This window comes from Candidatus Tisiphia endosymbiont of Sialis lutaria, assembly GCF_964026535.1.
GTDB lineage: Bacteria > Pseudomonadota > Alphaproteobacteria > Rickettsiales > Rickettsiaceae > Tisiphia.
Genome location: NZ_OZ032153.1, coordinates 179,617 through 194,601 on the forward strand (window position 1 = coordinate 179,617; position 14,985 = coordinate 194,601).

A 14,985-nucleotide genomic window follows, 5' to 3' on the forward strand; every position below is an offset into this window, starting at 1 on the left:
GTGGTCTCGCAATGACAGAAAACCTATCTAAACCCGCTTTACCTTCTAACTTTCAACAGTTGTGGTGTCACCCCTGCGTAAGCAGGGGGCTAGATTCTCGCCATTACTAAGAATGACAACGAGAAGCGGGGAAATCTATTAAGCGGAGATTAAATGCTGAGCAAACTATATAACGATCTTCTTTTACAGATTAAATCCAATAAATATGATTTCTTAAGGTTTGACCTGATTAAGCAAGATCAAATAAAGAATCTTGCTGCTCAGATTACGGCAAAATATGATACTGTGATTATTATAGGTTTTGGTGCATCTTGCCTAAATATTAGGGCATTGCTAAGCATGAAGGCAGTAGCCACTAAAAGGCTAATATATCTTGATAATTTAGATCAGTTAGCAATTGATAAAAAATTGGCAGTAGTTAACTTAGATAAGGCAGTGTTTTTTTCATTGAGTAGGTCTGGGAATACCAATGAAACCTATTTATTAACTAAGTATGTTTTAGAAGTTTTGCACGTTCCTTCTCAAAATGTTTATGTAACAGTACCGTTTAGTAATAATTTGTTATATAATTTAGCAAAGTCTTTTGGTGCAAATTGTTTAGAGCATGATAATGTAAGCAGTGGAAGATTTGGTATAATTTCTAACGCCTCTTTACTACCAGCAGCAATTGCAGGAGTTGATGTAGGCAAAGTTGTTGCAGCTGCTTCCCAGAAAATATCAGATATTATCCTTGATGGCTCTATAGTCAATTCAGGAGAAGTAGATAGCAGGAGCGATGGAGCAACGCCTATAAATAATAGGCGAGCGACGAGTGACAACGTCCCCAACTTCTCATCAATTGACTATAATATTTGTGAGATAGCGGAGTATTACCTCAATCAATATTCTTTAAATAGACATATGTTAGTTATGTTTAATTACAGTTACCAATTAGATGGCTTATGTAGATGGCAACAACAAATTACAGCTGAATCACTTGGTAAGAATGGCTTTGGTATAACCCCTATAATTGCCAAAGGGACATTCGATCAGCATAGTCAGTTGCAACTTTATTTAGAAGGTCCGGATGATAAATTTTATAAAATTATTACTAACAATAAAGAGAACTCAGAGATTGCGAGGAGTTTAGCTGCTCATGCTAACAATATATATAATGCATTAGTGCAAGTCAAGCGACCAGTGATGCTAGAGAATTTTGTACATATCGATGAGTATGCAATTATAGATCAAATTATCCATACAATGTTGAGTACTATGCTAATTGCTAATTACCTAAAAATCGATCCATTTAACCAGCCATCTGTTGACCAATACAAGAAGATATAATATCGGTATGGATGGAGGAAGAGTTGACTATTTGTTGCATAATCCCTCCAGCTGAACAGCAATACTAAAGAGGGGTTGAGGGCAAATATACTCTTTATTTTCCAATTCGTAAGGAGCATATATGGAGCATATGAATTGCTTTATAAAATTACAAAATCCCTGGAAGGGTAATAAGTAACTGGCGGAGCGTAGTGTACATATTGCGAACCCAATCAGATACCAAATTGCTTATTATACAAGTGCTTACGCTCTATTATTAGAGCTTCGTTATTTCATATTCTAACTCCATATTTTTTCCACAAAATGCTAAGGAAATTTTTAATATTTGTTTTACATGTGAATGCTCTTTTATTTTACTATCATATTTTTTATTAATAATTTGTTGTAAACCAGATTTAGCTATAGAGCCTAAGTCTTCTGAAGATTTAGCGATTTTATACTCGATAATCATCGCTTTATCACCTTTGCCCACTTTCGGGATCATCATAACGTCGGCTCTGCCATCCCCTGATTCTTGTTCACTTGATATTATATAATTAGGAGCTAACATATTAACAAAGCCGAGCATAAAGCCACTATAAAATAATTCGGCTTTTTTCTCTCCTGTTTGGTGAAAACTAGTAGAATTAAGTAACAATTCCTGCAGACGCTCTTTAAACGCCTCTATTTTACCATCTGGTAATAGAGTAACAAAAGAATAATATCCAGAATTATCAATTTTTATTTGTTTAGTAACCCATTGTAGCATTCTTTTTTCATAAATATATTTCACCTCGTAGTTAGGAGCAGATAAATCATAAATATCTCTTTCTGGCATCTTGGTAGTTGTGTTTAGGTAGCCACTAAATAATAATAAGCTAAATAACCCTTCTGGTTGGTTAATATCAGCAAAATTTATATGTTTAGTAATAGAAGAAGTAATAGTTTTACCCGCAGCTAAAGCCTGGATATCTGTTTGCATCTCATCTGAGAGCAATACATGATCAATCCAACCAGTCCCACCACTATCAATCCAATAGTGATCAAGCTTGCCTTTACTTGCCAAACATTGCATAATTGACCATGGATTATAAATGACTTCTCCACCAAAATTATAGCCATTATACCAATTTTTAATTTCTTCTGGCTTTGTAGTGGTTGGTACTTTAGTTAATAGTTCATCAACTTCTGCTTGAGTAAATCCGTAACTGCTAGAAAATCTTTCATCTAGTAGACTACATTCAGTTAAATTATTCAAATCTGAAAACAAATTAGCCTTAGCAACACGCAATATGCCGGTAATAACACCTTTTTGTAATGAATCATTGGTTTTAAGACTATTGCCAAATATTGCCCGAAATAGTTTAAGTACCTGATTAAATTCTTCTTTATGACCAAATTCCATGTAGGAACTATTAATTGGCGTATCATATTCGTCAATTAGTATGTAAACTTTTTGATTAAAATGTTTATAAAGTAAGTCGCTTAGAAATTTCAAACTATTCTCAAGTTCTACTTTGTTAAATTCTCCAGAAAAATATCTAGTTAATTGTTTCTTTTGTGCATCATTTAATAAATTTTCCTTATCTGTTAAATAAGTCTCCAAATAACGATAATTACTAAATAACTGTATTACTTGATAATTGATTTTACTTTCAATTTCCTCATAACTACTACCCCTAATCCCCTTAAAACTTATAATAATAACTGGGAATTGACCTTGGCGTTTCATAGAGTTTGCTACATTAGCAATTTTTAATGGCTTTAGTTCTTTAGTCTCATCAAAACCTAAATCTACCTCTCCTCCACTAAACAACTTATAATTAACTCTTTGTTCTTGCGGCAATTGTATCCCATACTCATCCACTTCTATTTCTAGAAATCTTCGCACCATATCCATATTCAAGCTCTTCCCCCACCGCCTTGGGCGAGTAATGAGTGTAACTGCTCCACTATCTTCTAATAATTCTTTGATCATTAGACTCTTATCAACAAATACATCGCTATTTAGCAATAATGTCTTGAAGTCATCGGTACCAACAAACATTCTTGGCTGATAATTAATATTATCTTTATCTTTTTCTTCTATCATTGTTTTCACCTGTTCCTTCCAACTATAATACCCATTATACTACTTTTTTATTCTCCACTAATAGCTAATTAGTAAAATTTTTGCTATAAAAATTTCTTTTTTATAATTTGTACTAAAAACATGATAACTAGTTGGTTAAATACCTTTGTTAACAGTGTCTGTTTAACCATATAATACCAATTGAAATAATTGACGCGGTATACTAATCCTTTAGTACCCTACATAAATTTATACTCTGGTATCATATGGCAACATCAGCCAAGGCTGCACAAAGTACCTGAAAAAAATTATAACTTCCTGGTATCTGATTTTATTATAATTTTTTCTCTCTATATTTTTATCTTCTTGTCGCCATTCTATTTGATTAAGCTGTATGTGGTAAATAATAAGTTTCCTAAATTTATCTGTTGGAATCAGTGCATGAGTTGTTATTAATGATAGTAAATTTGCTCTACACAGTAGAGTAAAAGAAGAAATAGCCTAAATTATAATGACAATTCCTGTCGGATTAGTTACAGCTATATAGAAAAAACTTTTACTGTGATAGATTTACAACCTATAGAATAAATATTATGATAAATAGTATATAAATTGTTGTCATTAAAATTAAGAATGTGTAAAGATAATTAACTCAACAGTAGAATGGATGTTGAAACAACAACCTAACTTTTGAGGTGATGCTCAATTAGCTGTAAAGCTGATTGCTAAACTAACACAATTAAAATGGGAGTAAATATCATGAAAACACGAGATGAATATGCAAAATGTGTGATTGTCAAACAACGTTCTAATAACCAAACTATAGGTAAAGTATATTATAAACATGATGGTAATTGTGTTGTTGATGGAAATCTTTTTGGGAGTGCTGGCGGTACAGTATCAATTGGTAAAACAGTTTCAGTTCCATCTTATCTCTATACGGAAGAGATAACAGATCCAAATGCCATTCAACAAAGTTTGATGGGAGATAGTTCGCATCATAACTGATAGTTTAAAGACTCTGTGAGTTTATAATTTACTCACCATCTCAGAAGTCATTTTAACAACTTTTAAGATGGTGGGTTGTATTTTAGTAGGAGTTATGAACTTGATTGCATAGTACATAAAATGTGGACTCCTAAGCAGGTATTGATTGCCATTCAAGTAGCGATAAAGCAGTTTTAGAATTACACGATGATGCCATTGATTATATATGGATTTATAATAATTAAATGAGCTACACTTATACTATTAAAGGTGATTATGGACGTATTTAGGACAATATTGAATTAACAAGGTAATAATGCATGAGTAAGAGTAACTTAGAAAATTTATCTAATCAGTTAAGTCAGGCATTAGCACAACAGGCTACTTTAAGTACTCAACTACAAAAGCAAGTAAATATTTCTAATACTTTTAAATATTTACTCAATTCATATCGAGAATTAAAGGGTATTGCTTTAAACCCCCTAATAGTAATAACAAAAACTATTTCTGCAGAGGAATTAGCTCATACTGATGTGCTTAAGGAAGCAAGTAAATCTCAACACTCAGCAGCTTTTGATCTTGCACTTGCCAAGATTACAGATTTAGATTATCAAGATATAGATGGCAAGACAGTTTTGATGTATGCAGTTATTAATGGGTTTTATTATGGGGTTGATAAACTCTTGCAAAAAGGAGCAGATGTTAATTTAGTAGATAAGCAAGATGCGAATGCTTTGATATATTGTGCTCAGATTCCTCATATAAAATATATAAAACAGATTGCTGAGAAAACCGCTGATATTAATTGTAAATCTGCCCTCTTTGATGGTGGTACAGCTCTTCATCTTATTATATCCCATACAAATGAAATAATCTTTGCCAGTGAATTAAATAATGAGTTACAAGATGCTAATCAACTATATATAGTTGGGCAACAAATGGTAATTGATGAAAACTTTACACTAAGGGGGTGTGGTGGTATTAGGGTACTTGATGGTTACACAGTAAATCAAGAAAAAACCTTAAGAACAACTAAATTCTTAACTGACAAAGGTGCTGATATCAACGTTCAGAATGATAAAGGACTTACACCATTCTTCTTAGCTTGTGATCATGGATTCAGATATTTAACCAATGAATTATTAACACAATATCAAGGTGTAATGGATTTTAGCCTAAAAGATGTTCAGGATAATACATACTTACATTATGCTGCAAGGGTGCCACACTCTATTGGTGTTATGCAATTAATGCTTACTAAAAATATTCATGTTAACACTCAGAATAAAGGAGGAAGAACCCCGGCATTACAATCGGCAATGCGCAATAATATAGAAACATTGGAGTTTCTAATGAAATATGAAGCTGATATTAATATTTTAGATATAGAAGGTAGGCATCTTTGGCATTATGCAAGTCAATACGGGGCTATAAACACAATGAAGTTTCTAAAAAACAAGATTCCTAATATTATCGACTTGAAAACTACTGATGCTGTAAACTCAACAGCATTACATATAGCTTCAGAATCAGGTCAGTTAGTTACTGTACAATGGTTAGTTGGAGAATATGCAGATATTAATGCCAAAACTACTAAACAAGGATTTACTACATTTTTTATAGCTTGTATGAAGAAAAATACTGCTATAGCCGAATATATATTTAACCATCCAAAATTTAACAATACTGTTATAGATAACTTTGGATATGGATCTTTACATTGGGTTTTAGAATTTAAAGATGTATCCTGGGTAGAAAAAGTATTAAATAAAGGTGGTATTGATATTAATCATCAGGATGCTAAAGGTTTAACAGCTCTATCCTGGTGTGCACATTATAATCTACCTCAAATAATTAAGTTTCTATTAGATAATGGTGCAAATTCTCTAATTTTAAGTAAAGATGGAGCATTCCCAATACATGAAGCAGTTGCTACAGAAGCATTAGAGGTTATCAAAGCGTTAATTAACTACGATAAAACGATCGTAGATAAAGGTGACGAGAAGAAGGTTTTATGGTTTGCTGCTCAGGAAGGTAAATTAGAAGCAGTAAAAACTCTACTTCAGCTTGGGGCTAATATAAATGCAATAAATGCTGTTAATGGTATGCCACCTCTACATGTAGCAATGCAAAAAAAGCATCCTGAAGTAGCAGAAGAATTATTAGCCAGAGGAGCTGATGTTAATATAGTTGATGCTGGTGGATGGATAGCATTGCATTGGGGAGTAAATTTAGAAGATATTAATATTGTCAAAAATATTTTAACCAAAGGAACTAATATTAATGCTAAAAGTATCGTTGGAGTAACTCCATTATTTTGTGCTGTATCGAATGGTAATAAATTAATAACAGAATTATTAATAAGCAAACAAGCAGATAGTAATATTCCAAGTAATGAAGGTACACTTCCATGGCATATAGCTAGTTTTAAAGGTTTTATTGAGATAATGAAGATACTAGCTCCTACAATTTTAGATATTGATTATAAAACAACTAATAGTGAGCAATATACCGCTTTATGGTTAGCATCGCAACAGGGGCATGTTGACATAGTTAAGTGGTTAATTGATAAAGGGGCTGATATCAATGCTATTCGTCAAAGTGATGGTCGTACAGTTTTGCAAGCAGCAATATGTAAGGAACAGTTACAAGTGGTAGAATGTTTAATTGCTAATGGCGTGAACATAAATAAAGCTGATAAAGATGGGGCATCACCGTTATATTACTCAGTGCAAAATGATGATGAGCTGAGGCATCAGATTAGCAAAATTCTAATTGATCATGCTGCCAATATTAACCTATCACCATCTAATGATTATACACCTTTACATATGGCTAGCTGGTTGGCTAATTTGCCTGCTGTAAAAATGTTACTTAATGCAGGAGCTTCAGTTAATGCTGTAGATGATAGAGGTTATACTCCTTTATATTCTGCGTTGTGGGAAAGTGAGGGGATATCTAAGATAAAAAAACTAGACGTTGTAAAATATCTTCTTGAACACTCTGCTTCAACTGATCATGTTGCTAATAAAGGTGAAACAGTACTAGAGATAGCGAATAAGTACTTACCAGAAGCATTACAGTGGCTTAAATATCCTGGCTCACTACCTTCTGAAGAGTTGGAAGCAAATGTTACAGGATTATCCCATGACTTTGCCATTTAACACAATATTGAATTAACAAGGTAATAATTTATGAGTAAGAGTAACTTAGAAAGTTTATCTAATCAGTTAAGTCAGGCATACTACTAATAAATGAAGGGTTGCAAAGATAGGAGAGATATTATAGAGTATATGATATTATGAGCAAGAATGTATTGACAGAAGAACAAAGAGAAAAATTGAAGGAACGTCATAAAACAGAACGAGACGGAAGGATACGTGATCGTATTAAGGCAGTTTTGATGTATGACGATGGGTATAGTAATGTAGAGATTGCTAAGGTACTACTCCTGAGCCACGAAGCGATAAGAAAACATATTGTTGATTATCAAAAAGCCAATAAGCTTAATACCAACAATGGAGGTAGCACAAGCAAATTAAATGATGTTGAGCAGGCAGAATTAGTGAATCACCTAGAAGCAAATAATTATGTTTATGCTAAAGATATCATGCATTACATTGAGAACAAATATGGTGTGACATATACGATAACGGGAGTAACAAAATTACTATACAAACTGGGTTTTGTTTACAAGAAGCCGAAAGTAGTACCAGCTAAGCTGGATTTTGACAAGCAAGAATTATTTAAGTTAAACTACAGTTTACTAAAAGGGAATCTCAGAGATAAGGAAGCCATATATTTTATGGACGGTGTTCATCCTCAGTATCAAGCAAAGGCAAGGTGCGGTTGGATAAGAAAGAACCAAGATAAGACCTTACCAACATTCAGTGGCTGGAGAAGAAAGCACATGATTGGTGCTATTAACCTAGTTAATTTACAGTTAGTAAGCACAGAGAACCCCAAAATAAATGGGGAGCAGATAGTTAATTTCCTACAGAGATTGGAAGAGGAGAATAGTGAGAAGGAAAGAATATATTTAATCTGTGACAATGCCAGTTACCACAAATCCAAGAAAGTTAAGGAATACCTAGTAAATACTAAAATAGAGCTAGTATTTTTGCCACCATATAGTCCAAATCTTAACCCAATTGAGAGATTATGGAAGTTTATGCACAGTATTACAACTAATAATAAATTTTATCATAATTTCGAACAATTTTCGGAAGCAATAAACAAATTTTTTAGCAACATCGGCAATTATAAAGATAGGTTACGTACCTTAATAAATGATAATTTCCAAACTATTACCTTAACCATTTCTGCAACTCTTCAGGTTAATTGAGTACACTAGCACAACAGGCTACTTTAAGTGGTCAACTACAAAAGCAAGTAAATATTTCTAATACTTTTAAATATTTATTCAATTCATATCGAGAATTAAAGGCTATTACTTTAAATCCCTTAATAGTAATAACAAAAACTATTTCTGCAGAGGAATTAGCTCATACTGATGTGCTTAAGGAAGCAAGTAAATCTCAACACTCAGCAGCTTTTGATCTTGCACTTGCCAAGATTACAGATTTAGATCATCAAGATATAGATGGCAAGACAGTTTTGATGCATGCGATTATTAATGGGTTTTATTATGGGGTTGATAAACTCTTGCAAAAAGGAGCAGATGTTAATTTAATAGATAAGCAAGATGCGAATGCTTTGATATATTGTGCTCAGATTCCTCATATAAAATATATAAAACAGATTGCTGAGAAAACTACTGATATTAATTATAAAGCTACTTTCTGAGTCAATCATTTATTTTGTGTAAGTTCTATTTTTTACATTCCAATAAATCATATTTAAAATCACCACAAAGTATTTCAAATTGATTCAAAGCTAATGACCAATCTTTTATGGGCATAGTCCATTTTTTAGATGCATTTTGCAGAGCTAAAAATATTATTTTCTGAATTGATTTATCATCTGGAAACACCCCCTTATTTTTGATGATTTTTCTAATTTGACGGTTGACAGATTCAATGGTATTTGTTGTATAAATTACCTTTCTTATTTCCTCAGGAAAAGCAAAAAATGGGATTATCCCACACCAATTACGTTGCCAAATATCAGAAATTACTGGATATTTTTTGTCCCATTTTGAACTAAATTGTTGAAGTTTTAGACTTGCCATTTCTTCATTATTTGCTGTATAAATTTGCTTCAAATCTGTGGTCACCTCCTTTAAATCCTTATATGAGACATACTTCACTGAATTGCGAACCATATGAACTATACATAACTGTACTATAGTCGCAGGAAATATGCTACTTATCGCTTCCGGAAAACCTTTTAGACCATCAACACAAGCAACATAAATTTGTTCTACTCCTCGATTTTTTAACTCAGTAACTACTTGCATCCAGAATTTAGCACCTTCATTTTTTCCTACCCAAATACCCAGCAACTCCTTCTTTCCTTCTATATTAACAGCAATCGCTAAATATACTGCTTTATTTATCACTACCTGGTTATCCCTAGACTTAACGTGAATACAGTCTAAGTATAATATTGGATAAACCTTATCTAAACCTCGATTTTGCCACCTAGTTACTTCGTCTATTACTCCATCGGTTATTGTCGATATTAAATCACCGGAAACCTCAGTTTGATATATTTCTTCCAAATGACCTCGAATTTCACTGACTGTCATTCCTCGACCATAAAGTGAGATAACTTTATCGTCAAATCCACTGAATCTTCTCAGCCCTTTAGGTATTAATTTCGGAACAAACTCTCCTTCTCGATCTCTTGGTACTTCCAGAGTAACCTTCCTACCATCATCATCAATTATTGTCTTTTCATAGCTACCATTACGACGATTATTATCTACTTTCGGCATTTTACTATGCTTTGAATAACCTAATTCATGCTCTAGTTCACTTTCTAATATTTTTTCAACTATTTGCTTTTTTAGTTGTTGAAATAATCCTTCTTTGCCAAACAACTTAGATGGATCGGCTTTTGATAATAATTCTTCTACTAAATTATTACTTATATTATTATCTTTTAGTTCTAATATCTTCTTTTTTATTTTTTCTGACATATTTTACCTTTTTATAAGTTGTTTTCTTACAGTACTTCTTACTGCTTACTTTTGCAACTTACACAAAGTATATTATAGACTCCGCCAAGTAAATTTTTGGTAAATTCTTCATCTAACAGGTCATAATTGTAAAAATCATGTTCCTGTGATCTGGTAATAAAATTTTGTCCCTGAGCAGCAGTATTAACCATAATATTGCCAATTTTTTCTAAAGCGGCAGCCTTAAAATTGTCATCATGACTTAGGCTAAATGCGTGCTGATAATATTTTTTGGCTTGCTCAAATAAACCTACAGACTCGGAATACTCAGCCTGTTTTAGCATTATATCAGGATTGTTTTGATCTTGTTTTAGCCATTTTTTAAAACATGTTTTTATCATAAATTCATTATTAACTACTTTATAGCAGTCAATCGCCTTAGCATATTCACCCTTGTTAAAAAGTAGTTGTCCTAGTTCTTCATATATTTTTGGTAGGTGGCTATTGGCATCTATAGCTTTTGCATAGTAAGTCAAGGCAGCTTCATTAGCACCATCATGCTCAGCAATACTAGCTAAGCAACTATAGGCTATAGCCTTAAGATTCTTACAGGCAGGAGAGTCTTTGTAATTTTCCAGATATTCGATAGCTTTAGTATAATACTCTCGGTCAGATTGGTTCTCATCAATCTTCAAACTACTAACTTGATACTCAAGATTTTCTGTTACTTTAGTATGGCAAGCTGTTATTAACTCTGCAATCTTTGCATGATCAGGTAATTCAACTCCACAGACATTAGCAAAGAATTTTACATATTCATGTTGCTGCTGTAAACAATAACCGTAATCTTGTATCTGATGCTGAAGCTGAGAATTATCAGAGTCAGCATATTCAGCAAAAAGCTCCACTGCTATCTGCAAGATCATTAAGGCATTTGGTATGTTATCTATTTGATTATAGTTAAGCACTTTTTGCAATCTTGATAATAACTCCAACTCTGGAAAATATTCACCTTCGCTATGTTGCTTTAGCTCATTGTAATTAATTGATGACGGAACCAAATCTTTGACAATCGCATAATTTTCAGAAAATGCATTAAGTGGATTAATATTTAAGCAATTAGTGGCATCACCAATAGCTTTAACTATCACCTCTAATAGTTGATTAAAATTATTACTCGCAGTATTTAACAGATGCGATGAACACTCCGTAGCTTTCTTTGAAATAGCTATGTTGACCATCTCACTATTAGCGTCAGAATATGTGGATGATTTGTCTATTTCCGCAAGTAAGTCAGGTACAGTTAACTCACCTTCTTCAGTTGGTTTATAGAATAGATGTATTGAATTACCATCTTTGAGCTTCTCAATCAGTTCCTTACATTTCTTTGTTGCCCCTTGAATATATTTTAATATTTGATTATCTCTTAATATTGCATCTATAGAGTTTTTGATATGCTGAATATTTGTGCCTTTTTCTACATGGGTAACTACTAAAGATATGCTACCCTCTATAGATTCAATATCCTTAAAACTTTTTATAAAATTATATAACGTTTCAAGGAAATCACTACCTCTCTTACTGCTTAAATCTGATTCATCTACCACCAACACAAATTTTAGCTGATCTGTGGTCTCAAAGAGCCTTTTAATATAGAAGCTGTTAGCAATTTCTTGGACAGGGTCAGTATCATTAAAGCCAGGACAATCCCAAATGGGTAGCTTTTTAGCCAGACATTTATTAGGAATTTTAGTCTCAGAAGTCATTTTATGACCAATGACAATATCAGCAAGTGGCTGCATCGCATCAATAACCAGTTTGTTAGTTGCATCATCCCTAATTGCTTGCAGTTTTTTGCCACTAAATAAATGAGCGAGCGTACTCTTGCCAGCCCCGGTATTACCAAGTAGCAATATCCCTTGCTTGCCATGTTCCTGCAGACGGTCGTTACCGTCTCGAATTAGCTCTGATACTTCCTTGATAGTAGCCTGATCATCATCGTTAAACTGATTATCCCCACCCACTACCTCAAATAATTTTACAGCCGGTATATTGGGGATATATTCTTTTACTTTTGCTTCCTCTATAGCTTTTAATCTAGCCGCTTCTTTGGCTGCCTTAACCTCCTCTTGCTCTCTAAGCTTTGCTTCTTGCTCAAGTCTTTCAGCTTCTTGTTGCCTTGCCTCCTCTATAGCTTTTAATCTAGCCGCTTCTTTGGCTGCCTCAGCTTCCTCTTGCTCTCTAATCTTTGCTTCCTTCGCAAGTCTTTCAGCCTCTTTTTGCCTTGCCTGTTCGGCTATTTGTTTTGCTAGAGCCTCTTTTTTGGCTTCTGCAGGAAAATTTGCATTAATCTGTAGGGCTGCTTTTATCTCATTTTTTACAATATCTCCTATATTGTTAAAACTAGTGTAAAAAGCAACAATAGATTTATTAATCTTTAAGGCGTCTGCTAGATGCCTAACTCCCACAGGTCCTATCGGGTTACGATCAATGCAAAAATCAATAATAGCTTTATTAACCTTTAAGGCTTCTGCTAGAGCCTGTACTCCAGCATCTCCTATCTTATTATTCTGAAGATTAATATTAGTAATAGAGTGATTATCCTTTAAGGCTTCTGCCATAGCCTGTGCTCCAGCATCTCCTATCTGGTTCTGATAAAGGTAAAGAGTAGTAATAGTGTGATTATCCTTTAAGGCTTCTGCTAGCTCCTTCGCTTTAACATCGTCTATCTGTTTATTATTAAGATCAAGATTAGTAATAGAGTTAGTAGTTATTTGGTCTATAACATATTTTTCTAAGGGCATTGTTTTTCTCTCTTTTATTTATAGTTAACTAGATTAGTATGACGTCGTTGCTAGGGGCTGCTTAGCGGTGACAAAGCCAATCCAGAAAAATGATTAGAAATGGATTGCCACGACCACTATGTGGTCTCGCAATGACGTTCTTTAGACCCACACGAGTTCTATTCTATGATATAATAAAGTAATCTTTACTATTAAAGTCTAATATGCTTTGTGTAATATTAATATATTTTAATATGTAAAGTGCTTTTTAAAGAAATTTGTGGAATATCAAATTTAGTGGTAATTATGCAATAAAAAACATGATGTAAAAATATCACGAAACTTGATGCAAATGGTGATTTTTTATGGTATAATAATTCCCTCGAAATACAGATACTACAGGGGGTTTATATGAGAAAAATTGCTGTCAAATTTAACAAGTTACAAGATATCGAAAATCTTAAAAAAATCATGAAAAATGTTTACGCGAGTAATAGCGATCATTTACCAGATATTGCTATAGTCAATTGATGAGAAGTTGGGGACGTTGTCGCTCGTCTATTACTTATAGGCGTCGCTCCATCGCTCCTAGCCCCAAATTCTCCTGAATTGACTATAAATTTCATTTGGGCGGAAAGATTTTTACACCTAGCCAGGTGGATAAAGCAGAGTTGCACATAATAAGAGTGATAACAACCTAAGTAGCCTTGAGAGTAGTAAAGATTTAAGCCAAAGCCTAACCTCACTAGCTAGTTTGCACTTATCAGATATTGCTGCATAAGATGAAACAGAAGATTTACTTAATAAAATAGATGATTTGGAACAAAGCCTATTTTTGTTCACACCTAGTCAATATAATAATAAAGTTTCTACAAATTAATCTTTGGTTGATATTTTTTGTATTATTGAGTAGGTGTTATACTTGAGTTATTATGTTACATCTACAAGGACAATTGTATTCGCTTGTTATTTTAATCCTTTCAAAATTTGAAAAATGTAATAAGATATTGATGGGTTTGAAGAATAAGCTTAATTCTCTATCAGATAAACGTAAGCCATACAGAACGATATGAACTTAAAATACTATAATTAATTATGGCAAGAAACAATGACTATATAAGCAAAATTGATAAATTGATAGGACAAAAAATCTATTCTCTAAGGCTTGCTAAAGGTTTGTCACGTCAGCAACTTGCAAAGACAATAGATGTAACACTTCAACAATTACAAAAATATGAGACTGGTTTCAATAGAATATCAATAGGTAGGCTGATTCTTATTGCTAAAGCATTAGAAAAAAATATTGATTATTTTTATGAAGGTTTAGAAGATATTAAAAATATTGAGCCTATTCAAACTCAGCATCAGCGTTTGTGTATAGAGGTGTCAAGGAATTTTATGAAAATCTGTAACCCAGCATATCAACAGGCTATTAATGCATTGATACACTCGTTGATTAAAGAGTAGCATAGTAAGGGAAAAGTACTGATACAGTTATTGGTATCTAGGAGGCTACACCTACAATAACTAAAGTAATGCTATATTTGGCTCTTTTTGGCTGCAAATAAACATGATTTTCTTGAAATAAGTACACTATTCCTTCAAAAATCATATATTTTCGCCGAAAAATAGCTCAAAATATAATTAATTAGTTATCGTAGGCAGCCTCATAGTTATTTCGTCAAAAATTAAAATTTTAACAAAAAAACTGTACAAAATTTGAGAATTTTTGATTTTCTGAGTAAATTTTTGATATA

General features: G+C 32.9%; 10 protein-coding genes. 6 read left to right on the forward strand and 4 right to left on the reverse strand.

Annotation, left to right across the window (positions count from 1 at the left end):
- Positions 1-153: 153 nt before the first annotated feature.
- Entirely contained in the window at positions 154-1,326 is a 1,173-nt protein-coding gene (locus tag AAGD20_RS00880; RefSeq protein WP_341749057.1) for a palindromic element RPE2 domain-containing protein, read from the forward strand.
- A gap of 256 nt (positions 1,327-1,582) precedes the next feature.
- On the opposite strand, the gene AAGD20_RS00885 is transcribed toward AAGD20_RS00880, so the two are convergent.
- A complete protein-coding gene (locus AAGD20_RS00885; protein WP_341749058.1) occupies positions 1,583-3,397 on the reverse strand; it encodes an AAA family ATPase in 1,815 nt (604 codons plus the stop codon).
- Between the two features lie 738 nt (positions 3,398-4,135).
- Here AAGD20_RS00885 and AAGD20_RS00890 point away from each other — a divergent pair.
- The 4 genes from AAGD20_RS00890 (at position 4,136) to AAGD20_RS00905 (ending at position 9,169) form a co-directional block, all read left to right on the forward strand.
- A complete protein-coding gene (locus AAGD20_RS00890) occupies positions 4,136-4,384 on the forward strand; it encodes a hypothetical protein (RefSeq protein WP_341749059.1) in 249 nt (82 codons plus the stop codon).
- Positions 4,385-4,683: 299 nt separating this feature from the next.
- On the forward strand, positions 4,684-7,527 hold the full coding sequence (locus AAGD20_RS00895) for an ankyrin repeat domain-containing protein (protein ID WP_341749060.1): 2,844 nt from the start codon (positions 4,684-4,686) through the stop codon (positions 7,525-7,527).
- A gap of 137 nt (positions 7,528-7,664) precedes the next feature.
- Positions 7,665-8,708 carry an IS630 family transposase gene (locus tag AAGD20_RS00900; RefSeq protein WP_341749061.1) on the forward strand — a complete coding sequence of 348 codons (1,044 nt, stop codon included), beginning with the start codon at positions 7,665-7,667 and terminating at the stop codon, positions 8,706-8,708.
- Complete coding sequence (locus AAGD20_RS00905) at positions 8,705-9,169, forward strand: ankyrin repeat domain-containing protein (protein ID WP_341749062.1); 465 nt, start codon at positions 8,705-8,707, stop codon at positions 9,167-9,169. The genes AAGD20_RS00900 and AAGD20_RS00905 overlap by 4 nt, the downstream gene beginning before the upstream one ends.
- A gap of 25 nt (positions 9,170-9,194) precedes the next feature.
- Here AAGD20_RS00905 and AAGD20_RS00910 read toward each other — a convergent pair whose 3' ends face one another.
- From AAGD20_RS00910 to AAGD20_RS00920, 3 genes are all read right to left on the reverse strand, one after another.
- Positions 9,195-10,466 carry an IS256 family transposase gene (locus AAGD20_RS00910; RefSeq protein WP_341748792.1) on the reverse strand — a complete coding sequence of 424 codons (1,272 nt, stop codon included), beginning with the start codon at positions 10,464-10,466 and terminating at the stop codon, positions 9,195-9,197.
- Between the two features lie 38 nt (positions 10,467-10,504).
- A complete protein-coding gene (locus AAGD20_RS00915; protein WP_341749063.1) occupies positions 10,505-13,249 on the reverse strand; it encodes a hypothetical protein in 2,745 nt (914 codons plus the stop codon).
- Positions 13,250-13,728: 479 nt separating this feature from the next.
- Positions 13,729-13,854, reverse strand: coding sequence for a hypothetical protein (locus AAGD20_RS00920; protein ID WP_341749064.1), 126 nt, complete (start codon positions 13,852-13,854; stop codon positions 13,729-13,731).
- A 469-nt stretch (positions 13,855-14,323) separates the two neighbouring features.
- Between AAGD20_RS00920 and AAGD20_RS00925 the strand changes: the two genes are divergently transcribed.
- Positions 14,324-14,695: a helix-turn-helix transcriptional regulator gene (locus AAGD20_RS00925; RefSeq protein WP_341749065.1), complete on the forward strand. Its 372-nt coding sequence runs from the start codon at positions 14,324-14,326 to the stop codon at positions 14,693-14,695.
- The last annotated feature ends 290 nt before the right edge of the window (positions 14,696-14,985 follow it).

Bases quoted from the DNA above. Each gene is read 5' to 3' on its own strand.
- AAGD20_RS00880 (WP_341749057.1), top strand. From the start codon at position 154: ATGCTGAGCAAACTATATAACGATCTTCTTTTACAGATTAAATCCAAT.
- AAGD20_RS00885 (WP_341749058.1), bottom strand. From the start codon at position 3,397: ATGATAGAAGAAAAAGATAAAGATAATATTAATTATCAGCCAAGAATG.
- AAGD20_RS00890 (WP_341749059.1), top strand. From the start codon at position 4,136: ATGAAAACACGAGATGAATATGCAAAATGTGTGATTGTCAAACAACGT.
- AAGD20_RS00895 (WP_341749060.1), top strand. From the start codon at position 4,684: ATGAGTAAGAGTAACTTAGAAAATTTATCTAATCAGTTAAGTCAGGCA.
- AAGD20_RS00900 (WP_341749061.1), top strand. From the start codon at position 7,665: ATGAGCAAGAATGTATTGACAGAAGAACAAAGAGAAAAATTGAAGGAA.
- AAGD20_RS00910 (WP_341748792.1), bottom strand. From the start codon at position 10,466: ATGTCAGAAAAAATAAAAAAGAAGATATTAGAACTAAAAGATAATAAT.
- AAGD20_RS00915 (WP_341749063.1), bottom strand. From the start codon at position 13,249: ATGCCCTTAGAAAAATATGTTATAGACCAAATAACTACTAACTCTATT.
- AAGD20_RS00920 (WP_341749064.1), bottom strand. From the start codon at position 13,854: ATGAAATTTATAGTCAATTCAGGAGAATTTGGGGCTAGGAGCGATGGA.
- AAGD20_RS00925 (WP_341749065.1), top strand. From the start codon at position 14,324: ATGGCAAGAAACAATGACTATATAAGCAAAATTGATAAATTGATAGGA.